At 73.1% G+C, this 23,142-nt stretch carries 36 protein-coding genes; 20 read left to right on the top strand and 16 right to left on the bottom strand.

Going from position 1 to position 23,142, the window contains the following annotated elements; all coding sequences use genetic code 11:
• The first annotated feature begins 3 nt into the window (after nucleotides 1-3).
• The 11 genes from F4559_RS05725 (at nucleotide 4) to F4559_RS05675 (ending at nucleotide 8,572) form a co-directional block, all read left to right on the top strand.
• Nucleotides 4-204, top strand: a complete 201-nt coding sequence (locus tag F4559_RS05725; protein WP_184666540.1) for a hypothetical protein — start codon at nucleotides 4-6, stop codon at nucleotides 202-204.
• Complete coding sequence (locus F4559_RS05720; protein ID WP_184666539.1) at nucleotides 201-1,160, top strand: hypothetical protein; 960 nt, start codon at nucleotides 201-203, stop codon at nucleotides 1,158-1,160. The genes F4559_RS05725 and F4559_RS05720 overlap by 4 nt, the downstream gene beginning before the upstream one ends.
• A gap of 71 nt (nucleotides 1,161-1,231) precedes the next feature.
• Nucleotides 1,232-1,672 carry a hypothetical protein gene (locus tag F4559_RS05715; RefSeq protein ID WP_184666538.1) on the top strand — a complete coding sequence of 147 codons (441 nt, stop codon included), beginning with the start codon at nucleotides 1,232-1,234 and terminating at the stop codon, nucleotides 1,670-1,672.
• 117 nt (nucleotides 1,673-1,789) lie between these two features.
• Nucleotides 1,790-2,401 carry an NUDIX domain-containing protein gene (locus F4559_RS05710; protein WP_184666537.1) on the top strand — a complete coding sequence of 204 codons (612 nt, stop codon included), beginning with the start codon at nucleotides 1,790-1,792 and terminating at the stop codon, nucleotides 2,399-2,401.
• Nucleotides 2,398-2,901 (top strand): hypothetical protein, encoded by a 504-nt coding sequence (locus tag F4559_RS05705; RefSeq protein ID WP_184666536.1) that lies wholly within the window; start codon nucleotides 2,398-2,400, stop codon nucleotides 2,899-2,901. The genes F4559_RS05710 and F4559_RS05705 overlap by 4 nt, the downstream gene beginning before the upstream one ends.
• Before the next feature lie 5 nt (nucleotides 2,902-2,906).
• The gene (locus tag F4559_RS05700) at nucleotides 2,907-3,170 is read left to right on the top strand and encodes a hypothetical protein (protein ID WP_184666535.1); all 264 of its coding nucleotides are present in this window, start codon (nucleotides 2,907-2,909) and stop codon (nucleotides 3,168-3,170) included.
• Nucleotides 3,167-3,547, top strand: a complete 381-nt coding sequence (locus tag F4559_RS05695; protein ID WP_184666534.1) for a TraA-like protein — start codon at nucleotides 3,167-3,169, stop codon at nucleotides 3,545-3,547. Before F4559_RS05700 ends, F4559_RS05695 begins: the two co-directional genes overlap by 4 nt.
• 1 nt (nucleotide 3,548) lies before the next feature.
• On the top strand, nucleotides 3,549-5,561 hold the full coding sequence (locus tag F4559_RS05690; RefSeq protein ID WP_184666533.1) for a hypothetical protein: 2,013 nt from the start codon (nucleotides 3,549-3,551) through the stop codon (nucleotides 5,559-5,561).
• A 272-nt stretch (nucleotides 5,562-5,833) separates the two neighbouring features.
• Entirely contained in the window at nucleotides 5,834-7,006 is a 1,173-nt protein-coding gene (locus F4559_RS05685) for a hypothetical protein (RefSeq protein WP_184666532.1), read from the top strand.
• 14 nt (nucleotides 7,007-7,020) lie between these two features.
• On the top strand, nucleotides 7,021-7,755 hold the full coding sequence (locus tag F4559_RS05680; RefSeq protein ID WP_184666531.1) for a metal-dependent hydrolase: 735 nt from the start codon (nucleotides 7,021-7,023) through the stop codon (nucleotides 7,753-7,755).
• A 91-nt stretch (nucleotides 7,756-7,846) separates the two neighbouring features.
• Complete coding sequence (locus tag F4559_RS05675) at nucleotides 7,847-8,572, top strand: hypothetical protein (protein ID WP_184666530.1); 726 nt, start codon at nucleotides 7,847-7,849, stop codon at nucleotides 8,570-8,572.
• Between the two features lie 44 nt (nucleotides 8,573-8,616).
• Here F4559_RS05675 and F4559_RS05670 read toward each other — a convergent pair whose 3' ends face one another.
• Complete coding sequence (locus tag F4559_RS05670) at nucleotides 8,617-8,955, bottom strand: hypothetical protein (RefSeq protein ID WP_184666529.1); 339 nt, start codon at nucleotides 8,953-8,955, stop codon at nucleotides 8,617-8,619.
• A gap of 129 nt (nucleotides 8,956-9,084) precedes the next feature.
• On the opposite strand from F4559_RS05670, the gene F4559_RS05665 reads away from it, so the two are divergent.
• The 8 genes from F4559_RS05665 to F4559_RS05630 all read left to right on the top strand — a co-directional run bounded on the left by F4559_RS05665 (nucleotide 9,085) and on the right by F4559_RS05630 (nucleotide 14,534).
• Nucleotides 9,085-9,801: a hypothetical protein gene (locus tag F4559_RS05665; RefSeq protein WP_184666528.1), complete on the top strand. Its 717-nt coding sequence runs from the start codon at nucleotides 9,085-9,087 to the stop codon at nucleotides 9,799-9,801.
• On the top strand, nucleotides 9,798-11,669 hold the full coding sequence (casA, locus tag F4559_RS05660; RefSeq protein ID WP_184666527.1) for a type I-E CRISPR-associated protein Cse1/CasA: 1,872 nt from the start codon (nucleotides 9,798-9,800) through the stop codon (nucleotides 11,667-11,669). The genes F4559_RS05665 and casA overlap by 4 nt, the downstream gene beginning before the upstream one ends.
• Nucleotides 11,666-11,977, top strand: a complete 312-nt coding sequence (locus tag F4559_RS05655) for a hypothetical protein (RefSeq protein ID WP_184666526.1) — start codon at nucleotides 11,666-11,668, stop codon at nucleotides 11,975-11,977. The genes casA and F4559_RS05655 overlap by 4 nt, the downstream gene beginning before the upstream one ends.
• Before the next feature lie 141 nt (nucleotides 11,978-12,118).
• Complete coding sequence (locus tag F4559_RS05650) at nucleotides 12,119-12,466, top strand: hypothetical protein (RefSeq protein ID WP_184666525.1); 348 nt, start codon at nucleotides 12,119-12,121, stop codon at nucleotides 12,464-12,466.
• Nucleotides 12,459-12,857 (top strand): hypothetical protein, encoded by a 399-nt coding sequence (locus tag F4559_RS05645; RefSeq protein ID WP_184666524.1) that lies wholly within the window; start codon nucleotides 12,459-12,461, stop codon nucleotides 12,855-12,857. Before F4559_RS05650 ends, F4559_RS05645 begins: the two co-directional genes overlap by 8 nt.
• Before the next feature lie 153 nt (nucleotides 12,858-13,010).
• Nucleotides 13,011-13,736, top strand: coding sequence for a hypothetical protein (locus tag F4559_RS05640; protein WP_184666523.1), 726 nt, complete (start codon nucleotides 13,011-13,013; stop codon nucleotides 13,734-13,736).
• On the top strand, nucleotides 13,733-14,257 hold the full coding sequence (locus F4559_RS05635; protein WP_184666522.1) for a hypothetical protein: 525 nt from the start codon (nucleotides 13,733-13,735) through the stop codon (nucleotides 14,255-14,257). Before F4559_RS05640 ends, F4559_RS05635 begins: the two co-directional genes overlap by 4 nt.
• A gap of 76 nt (nucleotides 14,258-14,333) precedes the next feature.
• Nucleotides 14,334-14,534, top strand: coding sequence for a hypothetical protein (locus F4559_RS05630; RefSeq protein WP_184666521.1), 201 nt, complete (start codon nucleotides 14,334-14,336; stop codon nucleotides 14,532-14,534).
• Between the two features lie 69 nt (nucleotides 14,535-14,603).
• On the opposite strand, the gene F4559_RS05625 is transcribed toward F4559_RS05630, so the two are convergent.
• Nucleotides 14,604-15,188 (bottom strand): hypothetical protein, encoded by a 585-nt coding sequence (locus F4559_RS05625; RefSeq protein WP_184666520.1) that lies wholly within the window; start codon nucleotides 15,186-15,188, stop codon nucleotides 14,604-14,606.
• A gap of 74 nt (nucleotides 15,189-15,262) precedes the next feature.
• Here F4559_RS05625 and F4559_RS05620 point away from each other — a divergent pair, with 74 nt between their 5' ends.
• On the top strand, nucleotides 15,263-15,724 hold the full coding sequence (locus F4559_RS05620) for a hypothetical protein (protein ID WP_184666519.1): 462 nt from the start codon (nucleotides 15,263-15,265) through the stop codon (nucleotides 15,722-15,724).
• A gap of 63 nt (nucleotides 15,725-15,787) precedes the next feature.
• Here F4559_RS05620 and F4559_RS05615 read toward each other — a convergent pair whose 3' ends face one another.
• The 14 genes from F4559_RS05615 to F4559_RS05550 are packed head-to-tail and all read right to left on the bottom strand — an operon-like array spanning nucleotide 15,788 to nucleotide 23,142.
• Nucleotides 15,788-16,561: a phosphoadenosine phosphosulfate reductase domain-containing protein gene (locus F4559_RS05615; RefSeq protein ID WP_184666518.1), complete on the bottom strand. Its 774-nt coding sequence runs from the start codon at nucleotides 16,559-16,561 to the stop codon at nucleotides 15,788-15,790.
• Nucleotides 16,555-17,460, bottom strand: a complete 906-nt coding sequence (locus F4559_RS05610; protein ID WP_184666517.1) for a class I SAM-dependent methyltransferase — start codon at nucleotides 17,458-17,460, stop codon at nucleotides 16,555-16,557. The genes F4559_RS05615 and F4559_RS05610 overlap by 7 nt, the downstream gene beginning before the upstream one ends.
• Complete coding sequence (locus F4559_RS05605) at nucleotides 17,445-18,158, bottom strand: Csf3-related protein (protein WP_184666516.1); 714 nt, start codon at nucleotides 18,156-18,158, stop codon at nucleotides 17,445-17,447. The genes F4559_RS05610 and F4559_RS05605 overlap by 16 nt, the downstream gene beginning before the upstream one ends.
• Nucleotides 18,155-19,045: a hypothetical protein gene (locus tag F4559_RS05600; RefSeq protein WP_184666515.1), complete on the bottom strand. Its 891-nt coding sequence runs from the start codon at nucleotides 19,043-19,045 to the stop codon at nucleotides 18,155-18,157. The genes F4559_RS05605 and F4559_RS05600 overlap by 4 nt, the downstream gene beginning before the upstream one ends.
• Entirely contained in the window at nucleotides 19,042-19,401 is a 360-nt protein-coding gene (locus F4559_RS05595) for a hypothetical protein (RefSeq protein ID WP_184666514.1), read from the bottom strand. Before F4559_RS05595 ends, F4559_RS05600 begins: the two co-directional genes overlap by 4 nt.
• Nucleotides 19,370-20,128 carry a hypothetical protein gene (locus F4559_RS05590; RefSeq protein WP_184666513.1) on the bottom strand — a complete coding sequence of 253 codons (759 nt, stop codon included), beginning with the start codon at nucleotides 20,126-20,128 and terminating at the stop codon, nucleotides 19,370-19,372. The genes F4559_RS05595 and F4559_RS05590 overlap by 32 nt, the downstream gene beginning before the upstream one ends.
• Nucleotides 20,125-20,751: a type I-E CRISPR-associated protein Cas6/Cse3/CasE gene (locus tag F4559_RS05585; protein WP_184666512.1), complete on the bottom strand. Its 627-nt coding sequence runs from the start codon at nucleotides 20,749-20,751 to the stop codon at nucleotides 20,125-20,127. Before F4559_RS05585 ends, F4559_RS05590 begins: the two co-directional genes overlap by 4 nt.
• A 31-nt stretch (nucleotides 20,752-20,782) precedes the next feature.
• On the bottom strand, nucleotides 20,783-21,289 hold the full coding sequence (locus F4559_RS05580; protein ID WP_184666511.1) for a DUF3307 domain-containing protein: 507 nt from the start codon (nucleotides 21,287-21,289) through the stop codon (nucleotides 20,783-20,785).
• A complete protein-coding gene (locus F4559_RS05575; protein ID WP_184666510.1) occupies nucleotides 21,286-21,627 on the bottom strand; it encodes a hypothetical protein in 342 nt (113 codons plus the stop codon). The genes F4559_RS05580 and F4559_RS05575 overlap by 4 nt, the downstream gene beginning before the upstream one ends.
• A 13-nt stretch (nucleotides 21,628-21,640) precedes the next feature.
• The gene (locus tag F4559_RS05570; RefSeq protein WP_184666509.1) at nucleotides 21,641-21,838 is read right to left on the bottom strand and encodes a hypothetical protein; all 198 of its coding nucleotides are present in this window, start codon (nucleotides 21,836-21,838) and stop codon (nucleotides 21,641-21,643) included.
• Nucleotides 21,838-22,368, bottom strand: a complete 531-nt coding sequence (locus tag F4559_RS05565; RefSeq protein ID WP_184666508.1) for a RuvC family protein — start codon at nucleotides 22,366-22,368, stop codon at nucleotides 21,838-21,840. The genes F4559_RS05570 and F4559_RS05565 overlap by 1 nt, the downstream gene beginning before the upstream one ends.
• A complete protein-coding gene (locus F4559_RS05560) occupies nucleotides 22,368-22,712 on the bottom strand; it encodes a hypothetical protein (RefSeq protein WP_184666507.1) in 345 nt (114 codons plus the stop codon). Before F4559_RS05560 ends, F4559_RS05565 begins: the two co-directional genes overlap by 1 nt.
• Nucleotides 22,709-22,945, bottom strand: coding sequence for a hypothetical protein (locus F4559_RS05555; protein ID WP_184666506.1), 237 nt, complete (start codon nucleotides 22,943-22,945; stop codon nucleotides 22,709-22,711). The genes F4559_RS05560 and F4559_RS05555 overlap by 4 nt, the downstream gene beginning before the upstream one ends.
• On the bottom strand, nucleotides 22,942-23,142 hold the full coding sequence (locus tag F4559_RS05550; protein WP_184666505.1) for a hypothetical protein: 201 nt from the start codon (nucleotides 23,140-23,142) through the stop codon (nucleotides 22,942-22,944). The genes F4559_RS05555 and F4559_RS05550 overlap by 4 nt, the downstream gene beginning before the upstream one ends.

Raw genomic sequence — 23,142 nt, 5'->3', positions numbered from 1 at the left:
CCGATGACCAACACCACCTGCCCCGGGTCCACCGGGCACGGAGCCGACAGCGACTGGCGCGTACACAACAAGGACGCCGTGCGCTACTGCAACACCTGCAACGGCATCGCCAGCATCCAGTACGACAAGGCCGGACAGGTCCACGCGCTCAACGCCCAGCTCACCGCCGCCCTGGCCGCCCAGCACGCCCGGAGGAACCCGTGATCACCGCCGACTCGTTCCCCACCCCCCACCTCGCCCTGCGCACCAACAACGCCGCCAAGCGGGCCGACGTGCACGCGTTCGCCTGCCTCCAGGCAGCGGTCGCCGAGCACATGCGGGTCCGCCTCGCCGACGAGTTCGAGCGTGCCGGGCACGACCACGCCGCCCGGATCGCGTACCTGCACGACCTGTACGCCGACCTGATCCGCTGGCGGTGGGAGTTGGAGTTCGACCGGGCCCGCACCGGCGGGGACACGGTCCGGCCGGGCTACCTGCTGCCCGCCGACCACGGCCGCTACCGGCTGTCGCTGCGCGCGGGCGGGCCGAACTACGACCGGATCGGCGCGTTCGGCCGGCTGCGCGACGCGGCCGTGTGGAGCCCGGCCACGCGGACGTTCGACGGCGGGCTGTCGACCCCGGCCAGCGAGATCATGGAGCACTACGGCGAGCAGGCCGAGCGCAGGTTCGCCGCCGAGGCGCCGCGTGCCGACGAGCTGGTCACCACGGTCACCCTGCCCGGCGGGGCCACCCTGCCCGGCAACCGGATCGTGCGCGGCGCGGCGGCCCGCGAAGTCGCCGAACACCTGTACGCCCGCATCCGCGCGCGCCGCGCCGACACCGGACAGGTCGAGACCGGCGGCGACCCGATGTACTGCGTCACCGCCGACCCCGACCACGCCGACCGGATGTTCACCGCCGCCCTGGACCTGCTCGCCCAGGCCTACCTCGACCACCCCGACAAGGCCTTGCGCGCCTGGCAGTGGGCCCGGTTCCTGCTCTACCAGTCCCCGCGCACCAAGAAGGGGTCCGACGCGGTGATCCGGACGTTCCTGGTGGTGGTCGGCGCGGTCGTGTTCGGGGTGCCGCCGGTCATGGAGCGGGACGCGGACCTGCGCTGCATGGTCCTCGGCCAGTTTCACGCCACCGACATGTTCGAAGACCACCGCCTGCTGCCGTGAGCAGACCACCCGTGACCACCGGTACCGGCACCGAAATCGCCCGCCGACCCGTACCTGATCCAGGAGCAGTCATGACGATCGTCGCAGCGCAGACCGCCGTCGAGGCCGTGGCCACGGCCTGGCGGGCGCTCGCCAAGGAAGCCACCGAGTCCAACCAGGCCTGGCAGGACCTGCGCGACCCGACCCGCCCGTGGCAGCAGAGCCTGCTGCGGCACCGCGACCAGCACCACCACCTCGGCAAAGCCGCCCAGCGCCTCGTCAAGGCCCTCCGGGACATCGTGCGGGAGGCCCACACCGCCCAGGCACGGCCCCTCCTGGGCGAGCACCCGGAACTCGGCGGGCGGATCACGCTGGACTCGGCCGAGCCGGACGGGCAGGAGTGGGTCCTCGTCCGCCCGGTCGCCGACTACCTGGACCTGCCGGACCGGATCGTGACCATCGGCCACGCCTACGCCGAATCCGCACAGGACCGCCGCACCTACCTGGTCGATGCCGGGCTGATCCCCGGCTGACCCCGCCATGCCCCCGGTCGGGGCGGGTCGACACGCTGACCGGCACGTCCCCGCCCCGACCGGGCCCCACCCCGACCACGACAACCGCAACGCCACCGACAGCCAGGAGGGACCCCGATGCTCCCGGGTACCAGCACACCCCACAACCCGGACCGGCCGGACCGCCGGCATCCCGCGCTCACCGCCGACGCCGTCGTCCTGCACCGCGTCGGCCACGACTGGTGGGTGCTCACCGTCGCCCGCGGCAAGGACCCCTACCAGGGCCAACCCGCGCTGCCCGGCGGGCACGTCCACCCCGACGAGACCCCGCTGGCCGCCGCGATCCGCGAACTCGCCGAGGAGACCGGGATCGTCGTGCCCGGCCGCTGGCACCACGTCGGCGGCTACGCCGACCCGGGCCGCGACCCCCGGGGCGACTACGCCACCCTCGCCTACGTCACCGTGGCCACGTTCCTGCCCGTCCCGGTCGCCGGGGACGACGCGGCCACCGCCGAATGGCGGCGCGTCGACGACGGCCTGTACGACCGGCTCGGGTTCGACCACGCCCGGATCGTGCGCGACGCGATCAAGACGGCCAAACGGCTCGCCGCTCCCGTCCTCGCCCCCGTGTCCGCCGAGAACACCGACCGCTACGAGCAGGCCCGGCGGCTGTCCGGCTCGAACGACCCCGTCGTGATCACCCGGCTCGCCGACTGGCTGTCCACCCCGCAGACCGGGGACGACCGGTGACCGCCCCGCCCGCCGCCGTCGCCGAACGCCTCGCCGACGACTTGCACGCGATCTCCGTCCACGAGGCCGCGCACGCCGTGATCGGCATACTGCTCGGGCTGCCCGTCGCCCGAGTATGGCTGGCCTGGCGCAAGCCGTGGCTGTCCGACTGGCACGTGCAGGGCCGCAGCGAGCTGTCCCGCCGCGTGGACGAGCACCCCGACGTCGCCGCCGTGGTCGCCGCGGTCGGACCGGCCGCCGAGATCCGCTGCCGCGTCGCCCGGGGCGTCCGGCCCTCGGCCGCCCGCCGCCAGGTGCACCGGGCCCGGTGCAACCGCGGCGATTTCCGGGAGGTCGCCGCGGCGCTGCGCGATCGGGAGTCCGAGTTGGACGCGGCCGGGCTCGACGTCGAGGTCGAGGGTCTGCTCGACCTCAACTGGGACGCGGTGACCGCCGTGGCCGCCGCGTTGCGTGACCACGGCCGGTTGGAGCGCCGTGACCTGGATCGGCTGACCCGGTGATCGGAATGCGCATCCGTCTGGTCACGGCGTGGTGGCTGGCTTCCTACCACGGGTGGCTGGCCGCCGTGCTCGTGCTGGCCACGACACGGGCCGTGCTGCTGGCCGCCGTGGCCGTGGTCGAGCGGGCCGGCCGGTGGTGCGCCGGACGTGCCCAGGCCGTGCACACGATCCTCGCCGTCCGCGACTTCGGCCGCGACCCGCATCCCGACGACCCCGAGTTCTTCCCTCCCCATTCCCCCGCGCTCGACACCGGAAAGGACCAGCGGTGAGTGACGACCGCTTCGACGACCTGTACCGGGTGGAACTGCAATCCGGCGCCAGCCTGGAGGCATTCACCGTGGTGGTACGCGACGCGTGCCGGGAGTTCGCGTTCCTGCTCTCCTACCAGGCCGACCAGGTCCAGGTGAGCCTGGCGACCTTCCAGTTCCGCCGCTACGACGAGGAGGGCCGCCAGATCAGCGACCCGTTCGGCCGCCTGACCGCCAAGGCCCGGGCGAAGATCGTCGCCTGGGCGCTGCGGCAGTCCGCCGACGCGGTGCTGCACGCCGGACGCATGGCCGTCAAGTCGTACGCCCTGTACTTCAAGTACTTCAAACGCGGCATGACCCCGGAGCAGAAGCGCAAGAAGACGACGTGGGAGGGGTGACGTGGTTAACCCGCTGATCAGAGCGTCGAAGGACGCCGGGGGCCGGGTGGCCAAGCACGCCGCGTCCCGCCTGGCCGTGGCCGCCGCGCCCGTCGCCGGACTGGCCGGCGACTTCGCGTTGTCGTGCACCCTGTGGGGACTGGCCACGCCGGAGTCGCTGCCGTGGATGACCCTGGGCATCGGGGCCACGACCGCGGGCATGGTCGTCCTGGTCCACCACCTGGACCGACGGCGCAACATGCTGGGCCGGGTGTTCGCGCTGGGCACGCCGATCCTGGTCGGCGCCCACCAGATCGCCGCGGTGATGGCCGGGCCGGTGTCGCAGCCGCTGCTGGGCGTGTGGGGGTGGGCGGGGGCGTCGGTGACCGGGGCGTGGATCGTACGCCGGGTGCTGCGCCGCACCCAGGACGCGACCGAGGGCGCCCGCCGGTCGCTGTGGGACGAGGTGTCCACCAAGGTCGGCGGTGCGCTCGAGGGCTCGGCCTACACGCCGAAGGAGAAGTCGGAGGACCGGCTGGCCGGGCCGCTGTCGCTGGAGGGCGGCGAGACCGTCGACGACGCCCAGCGCTCCCTGTCCAAGCTCGAGTCGGTGCTCCGGCTCCCGCCGGGCGGTGCGCGCATCACCCCGTCCCCGGACGACTCGTCGCAGGCCGAGCTGACCCTGGTCCGCCGGGACATGCTGCGCGAGTCCACCCCGTACACCGAACCGTCCGCGCTGGGCGGCACGCCGGCGCAGCCGTACCGGATCGGGGTGTACGAGGACGGGCGGCCGATGATGCTGCCGTTGCACCGACCCGGATGGGGCGAGACCGCGCTCCTGATCATGGGAATGACCGGTGCGGGCAAGACCTTCGGCGCCTACGTGATCTTCGCCGAGGAGTTCACCCGCCGGGACACCTACACGATCTACGTCGACACGGTGAAGGGCGCGCAGTCCCTGGGGCCGCTGGCCGAGGGGATCCGGTGGGTCATCCGCACCGAGGCCGAGGCCCACGCGCTGATGCGGGCTCTGCGGGACAAGGTCGTACCGGCGCGGGCCGACTACCTCGGCCGCCGCGGCCTGAAGAACTGGGAGCCCGGGTGCGGCATTCCCCGGCTGCGCGTGCACATCGAGGAGGGATCCGGCCTGTTCCTGGGCGACAAGGCGTTCGTCCAGTCCATGGAGCGCATCCGGTCGGTGGGCGTCGAGTTCACCTTGTCCATGCAGAGGCCCTCGTACGTGTCGCTCGACGTGGCCGCGCGCGCGCAGTTCGGCGCGGTGCTCTGCTTCGGCGTCGCCGAGCAGGAAGACGCCGCGTTCGCCATGCCCGACGAGGTCCTGGAGGCCGGTGCCGACCCGTCACGGTGGAAGAACGAACGGCCCGCGTGCTGCTACCTGGTCGCCCCCGGCGTCGACCGGGCGCTGTGGACCACCCCTGGCCGGACCCTGGGGATCTCCGACGACCAGCTCCGGATGCTGGCCCGCTGGGCACGGCTGCACGGCGACGATTTGGACGCGATGACCACGGCGGCGTTCGGCGAGCTGTACACCACCCGGGTTCCGGTCGAGAGCATGGTCGGCGCGGCCCCGAGCGCACCCGCAGCACCCGTTGTGCCGCCCACCCCGGTGCCGGTGCCGGTCGTGGACGACGAAGACGACGAGGCGCCGGTGCGGGATCTGCTCGGCGACGACTTCGAGGAGCCGTGGCGGCCCGGTGCCGACGACCCGGACCCTTCCGTGCAGCCGGGCATCGACGACCCGCTGCCCATCGGCGGCACGGACGGCGACTGGGAGCGACCCGCCGGACCCAAAGCCACGCCCGCCGAGGCCGCCGCGCTGTTCGAGCAGCGGCTGCTCGAACTCCAGGCCCAGGGCGTGGAGGAGATCCGGGCCGGGGATTTGGTCGACGTGGCCCGAAAGGCGGTCCGGTCCCCGGCGTGGGTCTACAAGTCGCTGAACGGCCGTGTGGACACCGGGCAACTGGAGCGCACCGACACCGGGTTCAGGTTCGTGCGCGAGTTGGTCCCGGCATGATCCGCGCCGAAGTCCCGGAGGCGGCCGGTCCGTCCGTCGACGCGTCACCCCGGCCGACGGACACGCAGTTACAGGTCGGAGGGGGTGAGAGCGGGGGTGACAAGCGGGGTGAGACCGGAGGTGAGACCGCAGTGATACGGGGTGACACGGGGGTGAAAGCCGCAGTGATGCGGAGTGAGAGCGGAGTGAGACCCGGTGACACCGAACCGACTCACCCTCGCATTCACCCCCTTCACACCCCCATTCACCAGGCAAAACACCAGGAAGACGCCGTGACCGCACCCCACACCACCCCCACGCCCGGATGGCTCGTCGCCGTCCTCGGCGCCCTGCTGCTGCCCCTGGCCGGCGGCGCGTTCGTCCTGTCGTTCGAGCAGCAGTTGCCGGTGATGATGCTCGGCGGCTGGGGGCCCCGCACCGCGCCGCTCGGGCCGGTCGTCCTCGACCTCGCCGCCTCCGCGGGGGCGGTGATGCACGTCGTCGCCCGCGACCGGCAGGTCCGCGCCTGGGGACTGGGCCTGCTGGTCGGCGCCACCGGCCTGTCGGTCGTGGTCAACCTCGCCGGGCACTCGATCGCGGTGCCCGGCGGCACGACCCGGGCGGTGATGCCCGACTCGATGGCCGGCTGGCACCTGCCGGGCCGGTGGGATCTGGTGGTGATGCTGCTGTCGGTCGCCGTGCCGATCATGGTCGGCGTGCTGGTGCATGCGTTCGGCGCGGTGCTGCGGGCCTGGCTCGACTCCCGGTCGGGTCGGGTCGGGTCGGGTACCCGACTCGCGGTCGGGCCGGTCGGCTACCCGACCGGTCGCCTGTCCGACTACCCGACCCACGTCGAGCCGGCCGACTCCGCGAAGCCGACCCGACCCGACCCGGTAGCCGACTCACCTGCCGACTCGCCGGTCCCACCCGACCCGACGGGCCGGGTCGGGTACCCGACTCGCGTGGCCGAGTCGGGTACCCGACTCGAACCCGACTCTGGGCCTGACCTGCGAGAGTCGGGTGAGTCGGGTAGTCGACCCGACCCGGCCCGACCGGTCGAGTCGGGCAAGCCGACCCTGCCGACCGCGCGGGAACCGGACCCGACCCGACAAGCCGACTGCCCGACCGACCGACCCGACCCGGTAGCCGACTCACCCGACCCGACCGGCGAGCCGGAAGCCGACCCGACTCCGGCAACCCGACTGGCCGACCCGACTCAGAAGCAGTCGACCGAACCCGACCCGACCCGACCCGACTCCGATGCCGACCCGACCGACCCGACTCTCGACGGACAGCTCGACGCCGCCCGTCGACTGATCGAGTCGGGTCGGCTCCAGCCCGGCGCGCGGGGCAGCTACACCGAGCAGGCCGTCCGTGAAGCCCTGTCCGTCGGAGCCGCCCGCGCCCGCGAGATCCGCGAAGCCCTCAACGCCGACCTGCGCCACGGCCTGCGCGCCGTCGTCTGACCGGGAGACCCCTGATGCTGGGTTCCACGCACGCGCTCACCGGCTGGTGCGCCGGACTGGCCCTCGCCCCGCTGCTCGGCGCCCACGGCCTGGGCCAGGCCGTCACGGTCGCCGCCGTGACCGCCGGGTCCGCGCTCCTGCCCGACCTCGACCACCCCGGCTCCCGCGCGAGCCGGTTCGCCGCCCCGGTCACCCGGCTGCTGTCCCGGATCGTGCAAGGACTGTCCGGGCTGGCCTACCGGGCCACCCGGGGCCCGCGCGACGAGGACTTGGACGGCACCCACCGCCACCTCACCCACACCCTCGCGTTCGCCATACTCGTCGGCGCGGCCACCACGTGGTGGGTGTCCTCGTCCGGGACGTGGGCGGCGGTGGTCGTGCTCGCGGTCGCGGTGCTGCTCGCGGTCGACGCCCTCGGCGACTGGGTCGCCGCCGCCGTGGTCACCGTGTGGCTGGTGTGGGTCGGCCGCGGCGACCCGGGCGCCGAACTCGCCGCCATCACCGGCTGGCTGGGGATCGCGGTCGGCGTGGGCTGCCTGGTGCACTGCCTGGGCGACGCGATGACCATCTCCGGCTGCCCGATCCTCTGGCCGGTCCCGATCCTCGGGGAGACGTGGTACGAACTCGGCCCGCCGCCCTGGTGGAGGTTCCGCACCGGGGGCCGGGTCGAGCTGTGGGTGGTGTGGCCGGTGTGCGTGGTGGCCGCCGTGCTGCTGCTGCCCGGCGTGTGGCCCTGGATCACCCGATGACCGATGTACCCGCAGATCTCCGTATCTGCTCCACTCGACGTCGATCGGGCGCGGTCCACCGCGATCTGACCCCGAACCCTCTGGAGGTTTCATGAATTCCAAGCCGCTCCCGCAATGGGAGCCGATCGGCGGCATCGGCAGCGGCGTCTTCGAGGCACCAGACCCCGAGGGCAGCATGTGGCGGCTCTGGGCCGTCGACGACCCGGACCCAGGCGCCCCGTTCCCTCGCGGCTACCGCCTGGCACGGTGTGACGACCTGGACGACAGCGACTTCATCAGCGGCGAGCACGGTCTCTACTACGTGCTCGACACGGCCGGGATGCGAATCACCGGGCAGCGCGGCCCTGACCCCCGTGGAGGACAGATGACCGACACCCGCCCCCATGCCCCCGGCGACATCGTCGCCGAACTTTCCGCCCTGCTTGTCGACCCGGAGGTCGTCGACCTGGCCGCGCTCGCCGCCGTGGTCGGTGACGACCCGGACCGGGCCCGCTACGCGCTCGGCGTGGAGTACGGCGCCGAGTTCCACCCGCGTACCGCAGTCGTCGACCTGCTGCGCGCGGTGATCGACCGGGCCGGCCAGTGCTGGGCCGCGTGGTCGGACACCCACCGGTGCACGGCCAACGCGGACGGCGTGCACCGGTGCACGGACGCCGACCTCAGGTCCTCCGTGCACGACCACTGGTGCCCCTGCTACCACCTGCGCATCAGCGAGGCGGAGGTGCCCTGGGAGCTGGCCGGACTCGTCGGGCGCACCTACGCCCCGCGCAGGCCGTACCGAGACGGGTTCGCGCCGGACCCGGCGCACACCCCCTGAACCGCCCCGCGACGCGGACGCATCCCCCGGGCCCCGGGTCGGGCTTACCAGGCCCGGGCGCGGTGGACGTCGGCGGCGGGGCGGGTCTGTCGGGTGTCGCGGTGGACCACGACCAGCTCGTGCAGGTACTCGGTCCAGTCGTCGAGTGCGGCGAGCACGTCGGCCAGGGTCGCGTACTGGGCGCCCTGCTGGCCGAACGCCTCGGCGTTGGCGGCGCGGTGCAGGCGGCCGTCGGGGTGGACGAAGGCCAGGCCGTACTCGCCGCGCGGGAGGTCCTCGTGCTCGGCGTGGACGTCGCGGCAGGTGTCGGGGCGGGGGCAGCGGCAGTGCAGGTCGGTGCGGTCGAGGGTGGCCAGGACGGTGTCCAGGTCGGTGGTGATCACGCGGGCCTCCGAGGTTGTCGTGCCACCACCCTAGTTCAAACAACAAAACCTCCGCAATTAGTTGACTATGTTTTGTTGGTTTGGCTACGGTGGTGGCACACAACCGACCGCCACACCACCGGAGCCCCGATGCGCATCCTCCGCAGCGACTACGAGACCACCGTCGTCGAAGCCCTGAAAGAGACCGTCGACGCCCTCGTCGAGACCATCAACCGGGGATCGGTCAAGCGCTCCTCCGACTGCACCGACAAGATCGGCCAGACCACCTTCGGCGTCGACCTCATCCAGTACGTCGCCGGCCGCGTCTGGGTCGAGGAGCCGCCCGTGACCGACCCGAACACCGACACCGTGCTCTCCCGACGCGGACACGCCGAGCAGGTCGTCCGGTGGGCCGTGCGCACCATGGACAACAACGGCACCCACTACGCCGACACCGACGACCGGACCGAAGCCGACGCCCGCTACGAGTACGAGGTCCGCCAGCTCGCCGACTGCGCCGAGCAGGGCACCGTCTGGTGGCACCGCACCGACGTCGACGGCGTCCCCCAGTGCAAGTTCGCCTACACCATCGAGACCCACGAGATCGACGGCGACTGGCAGCGCGTCGAATCCGACCGCGACATGCTGGGCGAGAACGAGTACGGCGGGCAGGAGGACCACGAGGACGCCGCGCTGCGCCTAGCCGGACGGTACGTCGACGAGTGGGACCTCGACGACACCGCCGCCTACGACGCCGTGCGCGTCACCGTCCGCCGGGACGGCGACGACCCGATCCTCGTGGTCACCGTCACCACCGAGGGCCACGACACCGTCCACGCCGCCCGGCCCACCGGTGACGACGCGTGACCGGCGCCCCGTCCTACGACCTGCTCTCCCGGCCCTGGATCCCGGTGTACACCACCGGGGGCGAGGGCGAACGGGAGGTGGGACTGCGCGAGGCGCTGCAGTCCGCGCACCGGCACAACCTCGCCCGCCTCGGCCTGTCCGGCGAGGGCCTGGTCCTGCTGCGGCTGCTGCTGGCCGTCTACGAGGCCGCCGCCGGACCCGTCGACGACGACGGGTGGGACGCCGCCTGGCGGGCGCCGACCCTGGACCCGCACGGCCGGATCGCCGACTACCTCGACCGGTGGGCGAACCGGTTCGACCTGTACGACCCCGACCGGCCCTTCGCCCAGTGCGCCCACCTGGCCGAGCCGAACCGGGGCGCGGTCGAGCTGCACCCCGCTTGGCTGGGCGGGCAGGGCGCGGCGTGGTTCCACCCCGGCCTGTACCGGGGCGCGGACCACCCGCCGTGGGAGCCGGGCGAGGCGGCCCGGAACCTGCTCGTCCGCATGGCCTACGACACCGGCGGGATCAAACCCGCCGCGCCCGGCGACCCCGCCGGGAAGGGGAACAAGGTCTACGGGTCCCGGATCGGCCCGCTGGGCGCCACCGTCCGGCTGGTCGTGCTCGGCGCCACCCTCAAGGACACGCTGCTGCTCAACCTGCCGCCCGCGCCCCGCGCGCCGGGCGACGCCCCGGAGTGGGAACGCGACGAGGGCCCGCCGGCGGGCATCCGCGTCGACCGCGTCCCGGCCGGGCGGCTGGAGCTGGCCACGATGCCCGCGCGCCGGCTGAGGCTGTTCCCCGACCGGGACGGCCGGGTGGCCCGGTGGGCGTGGCACGACGGGGACCGGGTCGCCGGGTACTGGAACCACTACCACCGCCTGGACCCGACCCTGCTGTGCCGCGACTCCCGGGACGGCCAGGGCACGGCGGACCCCGACGCGTTCGACCCGTACGGCCACCAGCCCCGGTGGTGGCTGCTCACCCGGCCGTTGCACGTCCCGCCCGCCGCCGACCCCCGCCGCTGGCACAGCGGCGCACTGGTGCACGCCGTCGGCGCGGCCCGGCGCGGCCTGCTGCCCGCCGACCTGCCGCTGCGGGTGTGGGTGTCCCAGGCCGTCTACAACACGCACGGCTCCGTGGCCGTCGGCGACCACAACGGCCGGGTCGACCTGGGACCGGTCGGGGTGCACGCCGCCGAGCCCACCGCGCGCGTGGTGGCGTTCCTCGACCACCAGACGGCGGCCACGCTGCGCGGCCTGGCCGTCGCCGCGGCCGAGGCGCTGCCGCACGTCACCCTCGGCGACAGGCTCACGCCCGACGCCTACGCGCTGGAGCGGCTGTGGTCCGACACGACCCGCCGGCTGGCCGCGCTGGACACCGACCCGTCCCACGAGGAGCTGGCCGGGGTGTGCCTGGACTACGGCCGGCGACTGGTCGGGCTGTGCGCGCAGGCCTTGGACCGGCTGCCGTTCGGCGGCTCGTCGGGCATGTTGATGCGTGCGAAGGCCGGGGTCGCGTTGGAGCGGTACGTGGCGTACTTCACCGACCTGCCCACCAAGCCCTATCCGAGAAAGGTCACCCCGGTACAGGCGCGGGCGTTCGCCGCCGCGGCGGCGGGCGCGAGGGCCCGGCGGTCCGGCGGGCGGAAGCCCGGGTCCGGACGCGGTGCGGGCGGGGGGAGGCCGTCGCCGATGCTGGTGGCGTTCGGGGAGGAGAAGACCCAGGCGCAGTGGGCGCGTGACGAGCGCTGCGTGGTCTCGGTGTCGGCGCTGCGGTCGCGGCTGATCAACGGGTGGGATCCCGAGGCGGCGCTGACCACGCCGGGGCGACGTGCTCCGGGCGCCGCACCGGACGACACGGAACGGGAAGGAGAGGAGTCGTCGTGAAGAAGACGAACCGGGAGCTGCTCAGGGAAACCGTCAGCGCGGCCTTGGGCCTGGGGTGGTGCGTGGTCGTCGCGGTCGAGGCGGACAGGTGGTCCGACGTGGCCCGGGACGTCCGGTGGCCGTGGTGGCTGGCCCCGGCCGTCGCGCCCGCGGTCGTGGTGGTCGTCCTGGGCGGGATGCGGCTGATCGAGGTCGGGGTCGCGGGGTTGACCGGGACCGAGGAGTCGATGATGCCGTGGGGTGTGTGGGTGAGGCCCTGGTCGTGGCTGCGGTGGTACCGCGACCACGGGAACGGCGACGGCGAGTAGATCTCTGCACACCGACGCGCGCCGGCCTCGAAGCCATGGTGGGCCAGTGCCGTCCGGAGACCGAATGATGTGGTCGGGACGCTGCGTCCAGCGGCAACCATCATGTTGTGCACACCGCATGAGTCATGTAGTGTGTACAACATGATGACGGAGACGATCGCCCGACGCGCCGGCGACTACCTCGGAGACGGGGGCCGGTACCTCATCTGGGAAATCCTCGACGGTCGAGGTGTCGCCGCCGAGCTGTACGTCTTCGTCGACACCCACGAGATCGCCAACATCGAGACCCGATCCGACCGACGCGGCGAAGGGCTCGCCCGCGCCCTCTATCGGGCCGCGGACACCCAGGTCGGGGTCTTCCACGCCCCGGCCGGACACCGCACCGAGGAGGGCGACGCGTTCGCACGGGCGGTCGGCGGCCCCGTCGCCGACTACCCGTGCGACTGCTTCGCCTGCGACACCATCGACGACGAGGAAGACGATGACTGACACCCCCCGACCCGTGCAGGACTACCAGATCGAGGCGTGGCTCGGCGACGACCACGGCCTCGACGACGAACGGCTCGCACGGCTGCGCGACGAGGCCGACCGGATCGCCGCCACGTGGCCCGACCCCGACAACGAGGACGAACGCACCGCCGCGCTCACCGCCGCCTACCGCGTCCTGCTCGGCGAGGACGACCTCGTCGAAACCCTCGCGGCCGAGCGGACCAGGGCACGCCGGGCCGAGATCGAAGCGCTGGCCGCGCTGCGCCAAGTCGCCGTGATGACCGTCCGGGTCGGTGTCCGTGGGCGGCACAACCCGGACTCGCCCGGCGCGTTCGCCCGCCGGGCCGGGGTGGAGCGGTCCACCGTGCTCGGCTGGCTGGAGGCGAACTGATGCCGTTGGCGTCCTCGGACGTCCAGCAGGAGTACGCGCGCGCCGACGTGGACATCCGCGGCCGCGCCGAGGACACCGCCGAGAGGACCGCGTGACCGCGCCGCGCGCCGACGTCACCACCCGACACCCCGACGACCACCGAGAGGACACTCCATGACCGACACGCCCGAGGGCCGTGGCGAACTCGTCGCCCTCGCCCACCGCATCGTCGAGGAGGCACCGCTCCCGCGCACCCGGTGGCGGCTGCGCGCGACCCTGGCCGACGGCGTCACCGTCCTGGCCGCCTGGCACCAGCAGGAGCTGGTCGAGACCGGCCAGGCCGGCGTGGTCGGCACGGAACGCCTGGACTGGGTGCAGGCCGCGGCGCCGCATCTGACCGAGGAGAACCACAACGACGACCCGGACCACCCGTACGTCTACGGGACGCGCCGCTGGGAGTACGGCTTCGACCTGTCCGACCCCGACCAGGTCCTGGACGCGCTCGTGACGGTCGTCGCCCGGGCCCGCCTGGACCAGGCCCTCCACGAGAGGGAACGCGAGGCCGAACAGCGTGCGCGGGCCGAGGCCCACGCCGACTCGCTGGCACTGCTGCGCGCGGAAGCCGACCGGGTCGCCTCCTCGTACGCGCGTCCGGACCGAACCGGGCTGCTGGAGGCCTTCGCGGCCCGCCGGTACGCCGTGCGTCGGGTACGCACGCTCGAGCCGTGCCCGCTGACCGTGGAGCAGATCGCGGAGGTGGCCGGGATGACGGTCGAGGAGGTCCGGCAGCAGCAGCCGCTGGTGCTGACGATGACCAGCCCCGCCCGCACCAGCCTGCGGAACGACGGCCACATCACCGACGAGGTGACCGCGGAGAGCCTGTGGGGGGAGATCCTTTGAGGTCTGACCGCCCCGTCGGAAACCGGCGCGACGCGGCCTCGGCGGCACTGGGCTACCACGACTACGACGACCACGACATCTCGCTCATGCTCCACGACGACGCGCACGAGGACGATCCGCGCCTGCACAAGCGGTTGATCGGCCGGGGCGAGCGGTGCGTGGCGTGGCTGATCGACGGAGTCGTCTACAAGGTCGGGCGCGACGCCGGCAACCGGTACGAGCACGAGGCGCTGACCGCGTGGCGTCAAGCGGGTGCCCCGTGGGCACCGCCGACCACGCTGTGGACGGTGCTGGACGAGTGGGGCTTCGAGTGTGTCGTCGTGGCGATGCCGTACCTGCCCGACAGCGGCGCGGAAGTCGATCCCGCCCGGCTCGCCGCGATCCGCCAGGCCGCGCCGCAGACCTGTCGGGACAACTACGCCGACGTCGACGGGCACCTGTGGCTGATCGACGGCGGGGACATCGAGCACTGGCCGGTGCCGGGGAGTTTTCCGCGCCCCGGACAGGTTTCGGGCGCTTGACCGCACGACCGATTCGGACCAGGAGGACGCCATGTGCGACACGCCACGGCCATACGGGCCGCCGAGCTGCCCTGTCTTGTGGAAAGGCCCGATCGAATTCTCGGTCACACCCGAAGCCGGCGGTGACGTGCGGCTTCGGATTTCCGACGCCGGGGGGCAGTGGGCCACCATCTCGCTGACGAACGCCGAAGCCTCGGCTATCGGAGGCGGGCTGACGAGTGTTGCCGAGCAGTCGGCACGCCAGCACGCCGAATCGGTGCGCGACACCCTCGACTGACGGATCGGGACGAGCGAAAGTGCCCCGCCACCCGGAGGTGGCGGGGCACAGGTCTGTTCGCGGGCGCGGCTACCGGCTGCGGGCCGGGGTACGGCGCCGGCGCATCCAGTACTCGACCACGTCCCGGTCCCATACCGGCTCTCCGGTGTGCCAGTCGTGGCCGATCCTGCCGCCGACCTGCCCGCGGCTGATGTAGCCGTGCCAGGTGTCGCGCTTGATCTGCGCGCGTTCCAGGATCTCGTCGAGGGTGATGGTGGGTCGGGCGCGCAGGCTGGTGTCGTCGTCGTAGGCGGTCGCCCGGACCAGCGCGGCGAACGCCTCGGCGAGTCGCTGCGTCTGCTCCGACGGCTCGACCGGGACGACCTTCATCACGTTCCACGTGCCGGCGGCCTTCTCGGTCGCGGTGGTTTCGTCCATGTCGCGGCGAAACGAGTCCTTGTACTGGCGGTGGGCGAACTGCAGGCCGGGGAATCGGCGGAGCAGCTCGGCGGCGAAGTACTCGGCGGGGGCTTCGCCCTGGCCGAGGGTGTCGCGGTACAGCGCCGTGAACTCGTCGTCGGTCAGCTCGGCGTACTCGGGCAACGGTCGTTCGGGTGGGGTGGCGTGGTAGTGCTGGGGCGAGGCGGCGGCGGGGCGGGTGGTGTCGAATCGCATGGCACGACCGTACAAGCACCACTTGTGTATTGCAAGCATGACTTGTACGGTTTGGGTGAGCGACGGAGGACACCATGGCCCAGTACACGATCACCCGCACCTGCGGACACGAGGACACCATCAACATCACCGGCACCAACGTCCGCAACCAACACCGCGGCGAAGTCCGCCGCCAGGAACGCCGCGCCTGCCTCGCCTGCCACACCGCCGCCGAACACCGCGCCGGCGCCCGGGTCACCGCCGACCTCGACCTGCCCCCGCTCACCGGCAGCACCAAACAGATCGCCTGGGCCGAAGCCATCCGAGGCAGGGCCGCGCCCGCTGTCGAACGCCACGTCGAAGAGCTGGTCGCGTCGATCGGCGTCAACGGATTCACCCCGGCGTTCTGCGACGTCTGGATCGACGCCATGCGCGAGGTGCTGACCGGTCGGACCGATGCCCGCTGGTGGATCGACCACAGCGACGACGCGGCCGAGGCCATCTACAGGATCGGTGCCGCGGCACTCCGCGCCGTCGTCTACCCCGACGGCCCCTGAGCTTCCGCCGGCGTGCGCAACGCCCCGCCCGGTTGTCGGGCGGGGCGTTGGTCGTTCAGCCGGTCACCGCCACAGGTGGGCGCGGGCCTGCCTCGCGGCGGCGAGCACGTCCCCGTAGTAGGCGTCCTCCCACGAGTCCATGTCCCGGCCGTGCACGGCGGACCGGGCCGGGGGTGCCGACCCCAGCGGGTGCACCCGCAGCCAGCGGCGGTCGTAGTGTCCGCCGGCGGTCATCGCGTACACCGGGTGCACCGGGAGTTTCTCGCGCCACAGGTAGGCGAACACGTGCGTGGCGTCCCACCGGCCGATCGGCCGGCACGTGTTCTTCGTGGACAGGCCCCGGTGGGCGATGGACATGCGGCGCATCCGGGACTCCTCGCCGCGCAGCCCGGAGATCCACCGGCCGGTCAGGGTCTCCCGGAGGACGTCCTGGTGGTCGGCGTGCGGGTCGGCGTGCCGGGTGTCGTAGCCCGGTTCGCCGCGTTTCGGGTTCCGCATTTCGACCGCGATCTCCTCGTAGCGCACCTGCGGGTGGGCGTCGAGGAACGCGTCGCGCACCGCGTCGCACTCGGGGGTCTCGAACAGGACCGACCGGACCCACACCACCCGGACCGTCAGCTCGGCCAGGGCTGCCAGGTGGGCGACGACGACGGAGTCCTTGCCCCAGGACACCGACACGTACGCCTCGCCCGCGTCCAGGAACGCCCGGACCTCGGCGACGGCGCTCTCGGCCTTGCGGTCCAGGGCCGGGTCGGCGGCGAGCATCCGGTCGTAGCGCTCCAGCGCGTCCCAGTGGTCGCGGTCGCGGTCGGTGATCCGGGTCGAGTCGATCAGCACCCGCCACCCCCGGACACGGCGCGGGTCGCGGCACGCCGGTCGCCCTTGACCGCGACCAGGACGATCTGGTGGCGGCGGGTCGCGGTGCGGCACGCCTGCCACGGCGGGCGCATGCGTTTGTGCGCGGTGCCGACCGGGGCACGCAGCACGTGCTCGTTGACGACGTGCAGTCCGGCGTCCTCCAGGTGCTGCCAGGCGTGGCGGGGCAGGCCGCGCAGGTGGCCGTGCCGGTCGCGGACGTCGGAGATCACCCACGCGAGGAACCGGTCCTCGCGCAGCGCCGCGGCGGCCCGGCCGACCACGGCGCGGTGGGCGTCGAGGAACGCGGGCCAGTCCATGGTGGACAGGTCGCGGGGGTCGTCGGAGTAGCGCTCCCGGTCGTGGTAGGGCGGGCAGGTCAGCACCATGTCCGCGTCCCCGTCGGAGACCGGCCAGGCGTAGGTCAGCGCGTCCCCGGCGAACCAGGCCGGGGACGGGTACGGCGAACCCGCCGCGACGGCGGTGTTCGCGTCGACCTGGTCGGCGTCCAGGTCGACGCCGACGTACTCCAGGCCCAGGTGGGAGGCGACCAGGCCGCGTACGGGTCCGCCCGCGCACGGGTCGAGCACCCGCCCGCCCGGCGGGCAGTACCACCGGTACAGGACCTCGGCGAGCACCGGGTCGAACCGCGACACCCCGCCCGAGAGGGCGCCGTGCCGTCCGGTGGTCATCATCCCCGCGGCGTGGTCGCGGGGCGTGGTGTCGCGGACGCCCAGGTCGTGCCAGTGCTTCTTGCGGTCCTGCCACGGCCGGGAGTCCTGGTCCAGGGTGGACCAGGGCAGCACGCCGGGGACGACGTCCATCGCCGGGTAGCGGTCGCCGACCGGCTGCCCGTCCCAGGCGATCACGGGGTGCGGCACGGCATCCTCCGGGAGTGGTGGTGGTAGGGGGCGCGGATCGACCCGGCCGGGCCGGTCGGGTCGGGCAGCGGCCGGGACCGCCACGCGTCCCGGTCCCGGCCGGGTTCGACGGTGATCGTCTGGATGCGGCCGTGGCCGTGCCGGGTCGCCCGGCCCAGGTGTCCCAGGTGGGCGAGCAGCCCGGCGACGGCGTCGGGGTCGCCCAGGGCGTGCCAGACGACCGTGTCGACCCAGGTCGCGGCCATCGGCGTGTCCCGGGCCTTGTACGGGCCCAACCCGGAGTGGTGCTTGCCGTCCGCGGTGAACCGGGCCATCTCTCCGACCGGGGGACGGCGGCGGATCTCGACGGTGGTGTGGCCGAGCGCGGTCCACGACGCGGCCGAGCACGCCCACCCCCACACCCGTTCGCCGTCGGCGGCGCGCAGCCGCGAGTCGGTGTCGGGCCGGGAGGGCGCGGCGGTCCACGTGGCCAGGGGCAGGGCGAGGTCGGGTGCCCAGTCGTGCCGCAGCGGCGGCAGGCCGGCCTCGTCGGCCAGGGCGAGCTGCGCGGCGCACCACGCCAGCGGCCCGTCCAGGCACAGCGGCTGCGAGTCCAGGCCGACGACCGGCTCGGTCAGGGTCGCGGTGACGACCAGTGGCTGCCAGCGCGGGTCGTCGGTGGTGTCGACCACGGTGCCGGCGGGGACGACCGGGCTCACGCGACGATCTCCTGCCACAGGGCGGTGATCTCCTCGGCGTGCTCGACGAGGTGGGCTTCCCACCAGGCGCGGGCGTCGGCGGGGGTGGGCAGGCCGTCCGGCAGGTCGAGGTCGACCCGGCAGGTGCCGTAGCCGACGCCGCGCTTCGCGGCAAGTTGCAGGACGCGGACGCCGTCCCGGTCGGCGGGCATGATCTCGTCGAGGGCGACGAGCAGGACCCTGAGCTGTGCGTCGGTGGCCGCCGGGGTCAGCACGAGCCCGCCGTACAGGGCGGCACCGGGCAGCACGACCTGGTGCTCGTAGATCATCTGGGTGGTGGTGGGGACCAGCTCGTCGGCCAGCGCGGTGTACCGGTCGACCGGGGTCCCGGCGACGTCGTGGCGAGTCCCGAATTCCTCGCCGCGGAACGCCGACGCCGGCCGTGCGGCGCGTGGGTCGCCGGCCAGCCGCCCGGGCAGCCGCCACGCGTTCTCGGCGCAGACCAGGTGCAGCTGGTCGACGGCGAGGGTGCCCGCGGTCATGTCGGCCGCGGCGCTGTACCCCATCAGGGCGAGCGGCGGGTACAGGTGCTCGACCCGGCGCAGCAGCGCGAGGTCGGTCTGGGAGCCGGTGCGGGTGATCGCGCCGCCGGACCACAGCAGGTCGACCACGGCCTTGGACAGGCCGCCGTCCTCGACGCCCAGGGTGCGCACGGCGTGCCAGGCCAGGCCGGCGCGCAGGCCGTGGCGCAGCGAGTTCCCGGACACGAACGGCACCTGCGCTACGGTGCCGTCGGGGCGGACCATCCGCTGGGTGCGGATGAGGCTGGTGTTGCCGGCGGTGCCGGCGCCGTGGTGCAGCGGCGCCACCAGGGTGGCGGTGAACGGGATCGTCAGCGTGGTGGTCATCGGGTGGCCTTCCGGGCGGTGCGGGCGACACGGGCGAGGGCGACGAGGTAGACGGCTTCGCGTTCCACCCTCGCCTGCCAGGCGGGGTAGTCGGCGGCGATCACCGCGCACGCCTCCAGCAGCGCGGTGTCGGTGCGGGCCTGGGTGGTCTCGATCTGGAGTTTGCGGGCGGCGGTGGTGACCGCCTCCCCGACCGTGTCGGCGGTGGCGGCGGTGATCAGCGCGGACTGGGCGCGGTCCCAGTAGTGGGCGACGCCGAGCACGTCGGCCGAGGCCGAGTCGAGCAGCGCGTTGAGCCAGGCGACGGTGGCCTGGATCAGCTCGTCAGGCGACGGGGGCGGCGTGGGCGTGGTCATGGATCGTCTCCTTGGTCAGGCACCAGAGGGCTAGGTCGAGTAGTGGTGAGCCGACGTGGTCGGCGAGTCCGGCGTGGTGGTGGTTCCACGTGTCGAGGTCGTCGGCGGTGCGGATCGCGGCGAGGGTGGGCCGCCCGGCGGCGAGGTCGTCGCCGGTGTGGCGGGCCGCGCGCAGTGTGGCGGCGTGGCCCAGGACGCGGCGCCACGTGGGGGCGTTGGAGGTGATCGTGGTGTTCTCCATTCGGACCGTCCACTCGGGACCGCCGTGGTTGACTTTCCCGTAGGGCAGGACGTGTTTCTGCCCGGAGGTCGCGACGGTGACCAGCCACGCCCCCTCCGGTGGGGCGGCGAGGATGTCGGCGACGACACCGGGCGCGGCCCGGTTGGTCAGGCACAAACCTGGTTGGCTGGGCAGCCAGCACTTGGGGTGGTTGTCGGGCAGGGTCGCGCCGATCGCGGCGACGACCGTCCACATGCGCAGCGTCGCCGGGGGTTTCCCCGAGCAGCACCACACGCACGCCGGGCAGATCCGGTCCGAGTCCGGCCGGCGGTACAGGTACTGGTCGGTGAAGTTCGCGCCGGTCGCACGGGCGGCGTCGGCGGTGCGGTCGGCGGACAGCCCGCACATCACGCACATCCCGGGCCGGTCGGCGAACAGGTTCGCGACGGCCCCGGTCGGCTCGGGGTGTCCGGCCAGTCCCCAGACGAGTCGGGTCGGCGAGGTCACGACGCCACCAGCAGCAGGCCGCAGCCGAACGCCTTGCCGTGGCCGATCCCGGACGACACCAGACCGCGCAGGACGTCCGGGTCGGCCACGGTCGCGGTGCCCTGCCACAGGTGCCGGGAGTGGTGCACGCGGTGCCTCGTGCGGATCTGGGTGCCGGCGGCGGCGGGCAGCGGCCTGCCGGTCAGCGCGGTGATCTCCAGTGCCGGGGCGAGCCTGCGGGTGATCCACTCGTTGCGTTCGCCCAGGGCGACCGGGGTGGGCTGGCCCCTCGACTTGCGCACCGGGACGCCGTCGGGGCCGACGGCGGTGGCCTTGGCCCGTGCCCGGGTCGGGTTGGCGATGACCGCCCACCGCACGACCGAACCGGCGGTGATCCGGTCGAGGCGGGATGCCAGGTTCGCGGAGTGGACCGAGACGGCGTACCCGGCGGGCAGGGCGAGCGGGGACACCGCCGCTCCGGTCTGCACGAGCAGGGTCGTGCCGTGCAGGCCCCACAGCAGCCTGCCGCCGTCCGGGTCGGGCAGGCCCTCGGCGATCTCCCGGACGCGGACGTGCATTTGGTAGGCGTTTCGGAGATCCTCGACGGTCTGCGGGTTGCGGTGGTCCAGCACCACCTTGGTCATGATCACTGGCGGGTCTCCTCGGTGCGTTGGGTCAGAGCAGGGCGGTGATCAAGGCCGCCGCGAACAGCACGGCGATGTGCAAAGACTGGTCCAGGAAGTACGCGCCCCGCACCACCGGGGCCTGGTCGAGCGGGAGGTCGGCCGTCGGGTCGTCCTCCACGTCCGGCCGGTACGCGAACACCCGGTGCGGCCGTGGGGTTCCGCGGTCGTGGTAGTCGCCTTTGCCGGTGGCGTGCGCGAGTCGGGCCAGCGGGGTGCGCCGGTCGATCACGTAGTGGGTGACCGCCGACACGGCCTGGCCCACGGCGATGCCGGTCCAGGTGGCGTGCAGGCCCAGCGGCAGCCAGAGCACGGCCAGGACGGCGGCGAGGGTGGTGAGGGTGTAGGTGGCGACGTGCCGGGCACAGGCCAGGCGTCCCCGCCAACCGGGGAGTCCTTTGTGGATGGCTTGGTGGTCGGTCTGTACCCAGTGGTCGGCCAGGTGGTGGGCCGTGTAGAGCGCGACGAACACCAGGGCCGCGGTGGTCCCGGCGGTCATGCGACGAACAAGTCCTTGATCCCGCCCTTGTGGAGGGTCTCGGCGACGGTCGCCTCGGGCAGCACGAGGCGGCCGGGGACCTTGGTGTGGGAGGCCATGTAGCCGGTGTCGGAGTACTCGACGAGCTTGTCCACGACGTGCTCCGGCTCGACCTCGTCGGCCAGGGTGTAGGGGGACTCCTCCGAGTCCTCGGTGTCGTACTGGCTGCTTGGGTCGAGGTCGGCGAGCAGACTGGCGAGCCGGTCGAGGCCGGCCTCGTTGCCGTCGACCTGGAGCCAGAACGTCCAGGTCTCGCCCTCCCAGTCGTTCTCTTCCACGTAGCGGCGGAACACGGTCACGGGGTGTCTCCTGTCAGTGGCGGGGGTTGGTGTCGGGGAGCAGGCCGAGCATGTCGAGCAGGACCACGCAGTCGTCCCGGTCGTGGGCGTGGCGGGCCACGGTCAGCCGGGCCGCGTGCCGCTGGTCTTGGAGGTAGCCGTCCTGGTCGTCGCGGTCCCACGCGTGGACGCGGGCGTGCACGCTCGGGATGAACAGGTTGTCCGAGCTCATCACGCGACCCGGGCCGGCAGGTCGGGCCAGCGCAGCACCGACAGCCTGTTCCGCTGGGCTTCGGGCAGCGCGACCGGCGGGACGCCGAGGTGGTCGAGACCGGCATGGCGCAGCCACCACGCGTCGCACTGGTTGTCGTCGCCGAACTCGACCTGGGCGCGTTTGAACGCGGCCAGGGCCATCGCGGTCTTGTCCGCGTTGCCCCTCCCGGTCGCGTACGCCTTGAGCGTGGCCGGGGGCACCAGGACGTACGGGATGCCCGCGTCGAGCAGTGCGGCCCGGACCGCGCCGTGGACCATGCCGGTGATCCCGGCGGCGTGGGCGTGGGTCGGGAGGTCCTCGATCACCACGAGCGTGGGCTCGGAGCCGAGGGCGAGATTGACGGCGACGACGATGTCCAGCAGACGGCGGTCGCCGTCGGCGGACCGGGTCTTCACCGTGGCGGTGGAGCCGTCGGGGTAGGCGATCCCGGTGGCGGTGATGGACAAGTCCAGGCCGATGACGTTCCCGCGCGCGGAGGCGGCGTCCATCAGAACCACCCCGACAAGTCGTCCAGGCCCTTCGCGGCGGCGACGAGGTGGTCGATCGTGGACCGGAAGTCGGTGGTCTCCTCGGCGTCGAGGTCGTCGAAACGGTCTCGGATGATCGCGTCGGCCGTGACGGTGATCGCGGCGACGGCGCGGCCGAGGTCGTGGAGGGTGTGCAAGGGGTCGGTGTTCGCCGCGCCGGCCGTTGCCACGCGGGCGGCGAGGATCCACACGACGCGGGCGTCTGCGACGGGGTCGTTCCTGGTGATCTCGGCGGCGAGGTCGCCGTTGGACCAGTGGTCGGGCAGGGTCTCGTCCTCGAAGTACGCGAGGGGATCGGTGGTCATGCTGCTCCTCGGTGGTGGCGGTGGTGTGCGGGTGTGGGGGTCAGGGGCGGGAGGCTGCGGGTGTGGCCGCACGGCCGGCGCACGCCGTGCAGGTGCACGGCCAGCCACCCGGCCCGGCCGCACCGGGGGCACGGGAAGACCGGGCGTTCGACCACGTGCAGGCGGGCGCCGAGTTCTGTGGTGGTGAGGTCGTGGCGGACGGGCTGGCGTATCCCGTCCGGCACGGAGCTCACCCCGCACCCTCGGGCGCGGCCGGTTCGATGAGGTGGCGCTCCAGGCACCATTTCCAGTACTCGCTCTGCATGTCGCCCATGAGCGGCGCGAGAGCGGATGCCTCGGTGATCGTCGGGTTGGCCGCCATGACCTCCGCTCGGCGGGCGAGCATGGCTTGGCGGCGAAAGAATGCTGCGGAGTCCATGAAGACCGCCAC

Source organism: Saccharothrix violaceirubra (assembly GCF_014203755.1).
Lineage (GTDB): Bacteria > Actinomycetota > Actinomycetes > Mycobacteriales > Pseudonocardiaceae > Actinosynnema > Actinosynnema violaceirubrum.
Note: the sequence above shows the minus strand (reverse complement) of the source record. Positions and strands in the feature narration are given on the sequence as shown.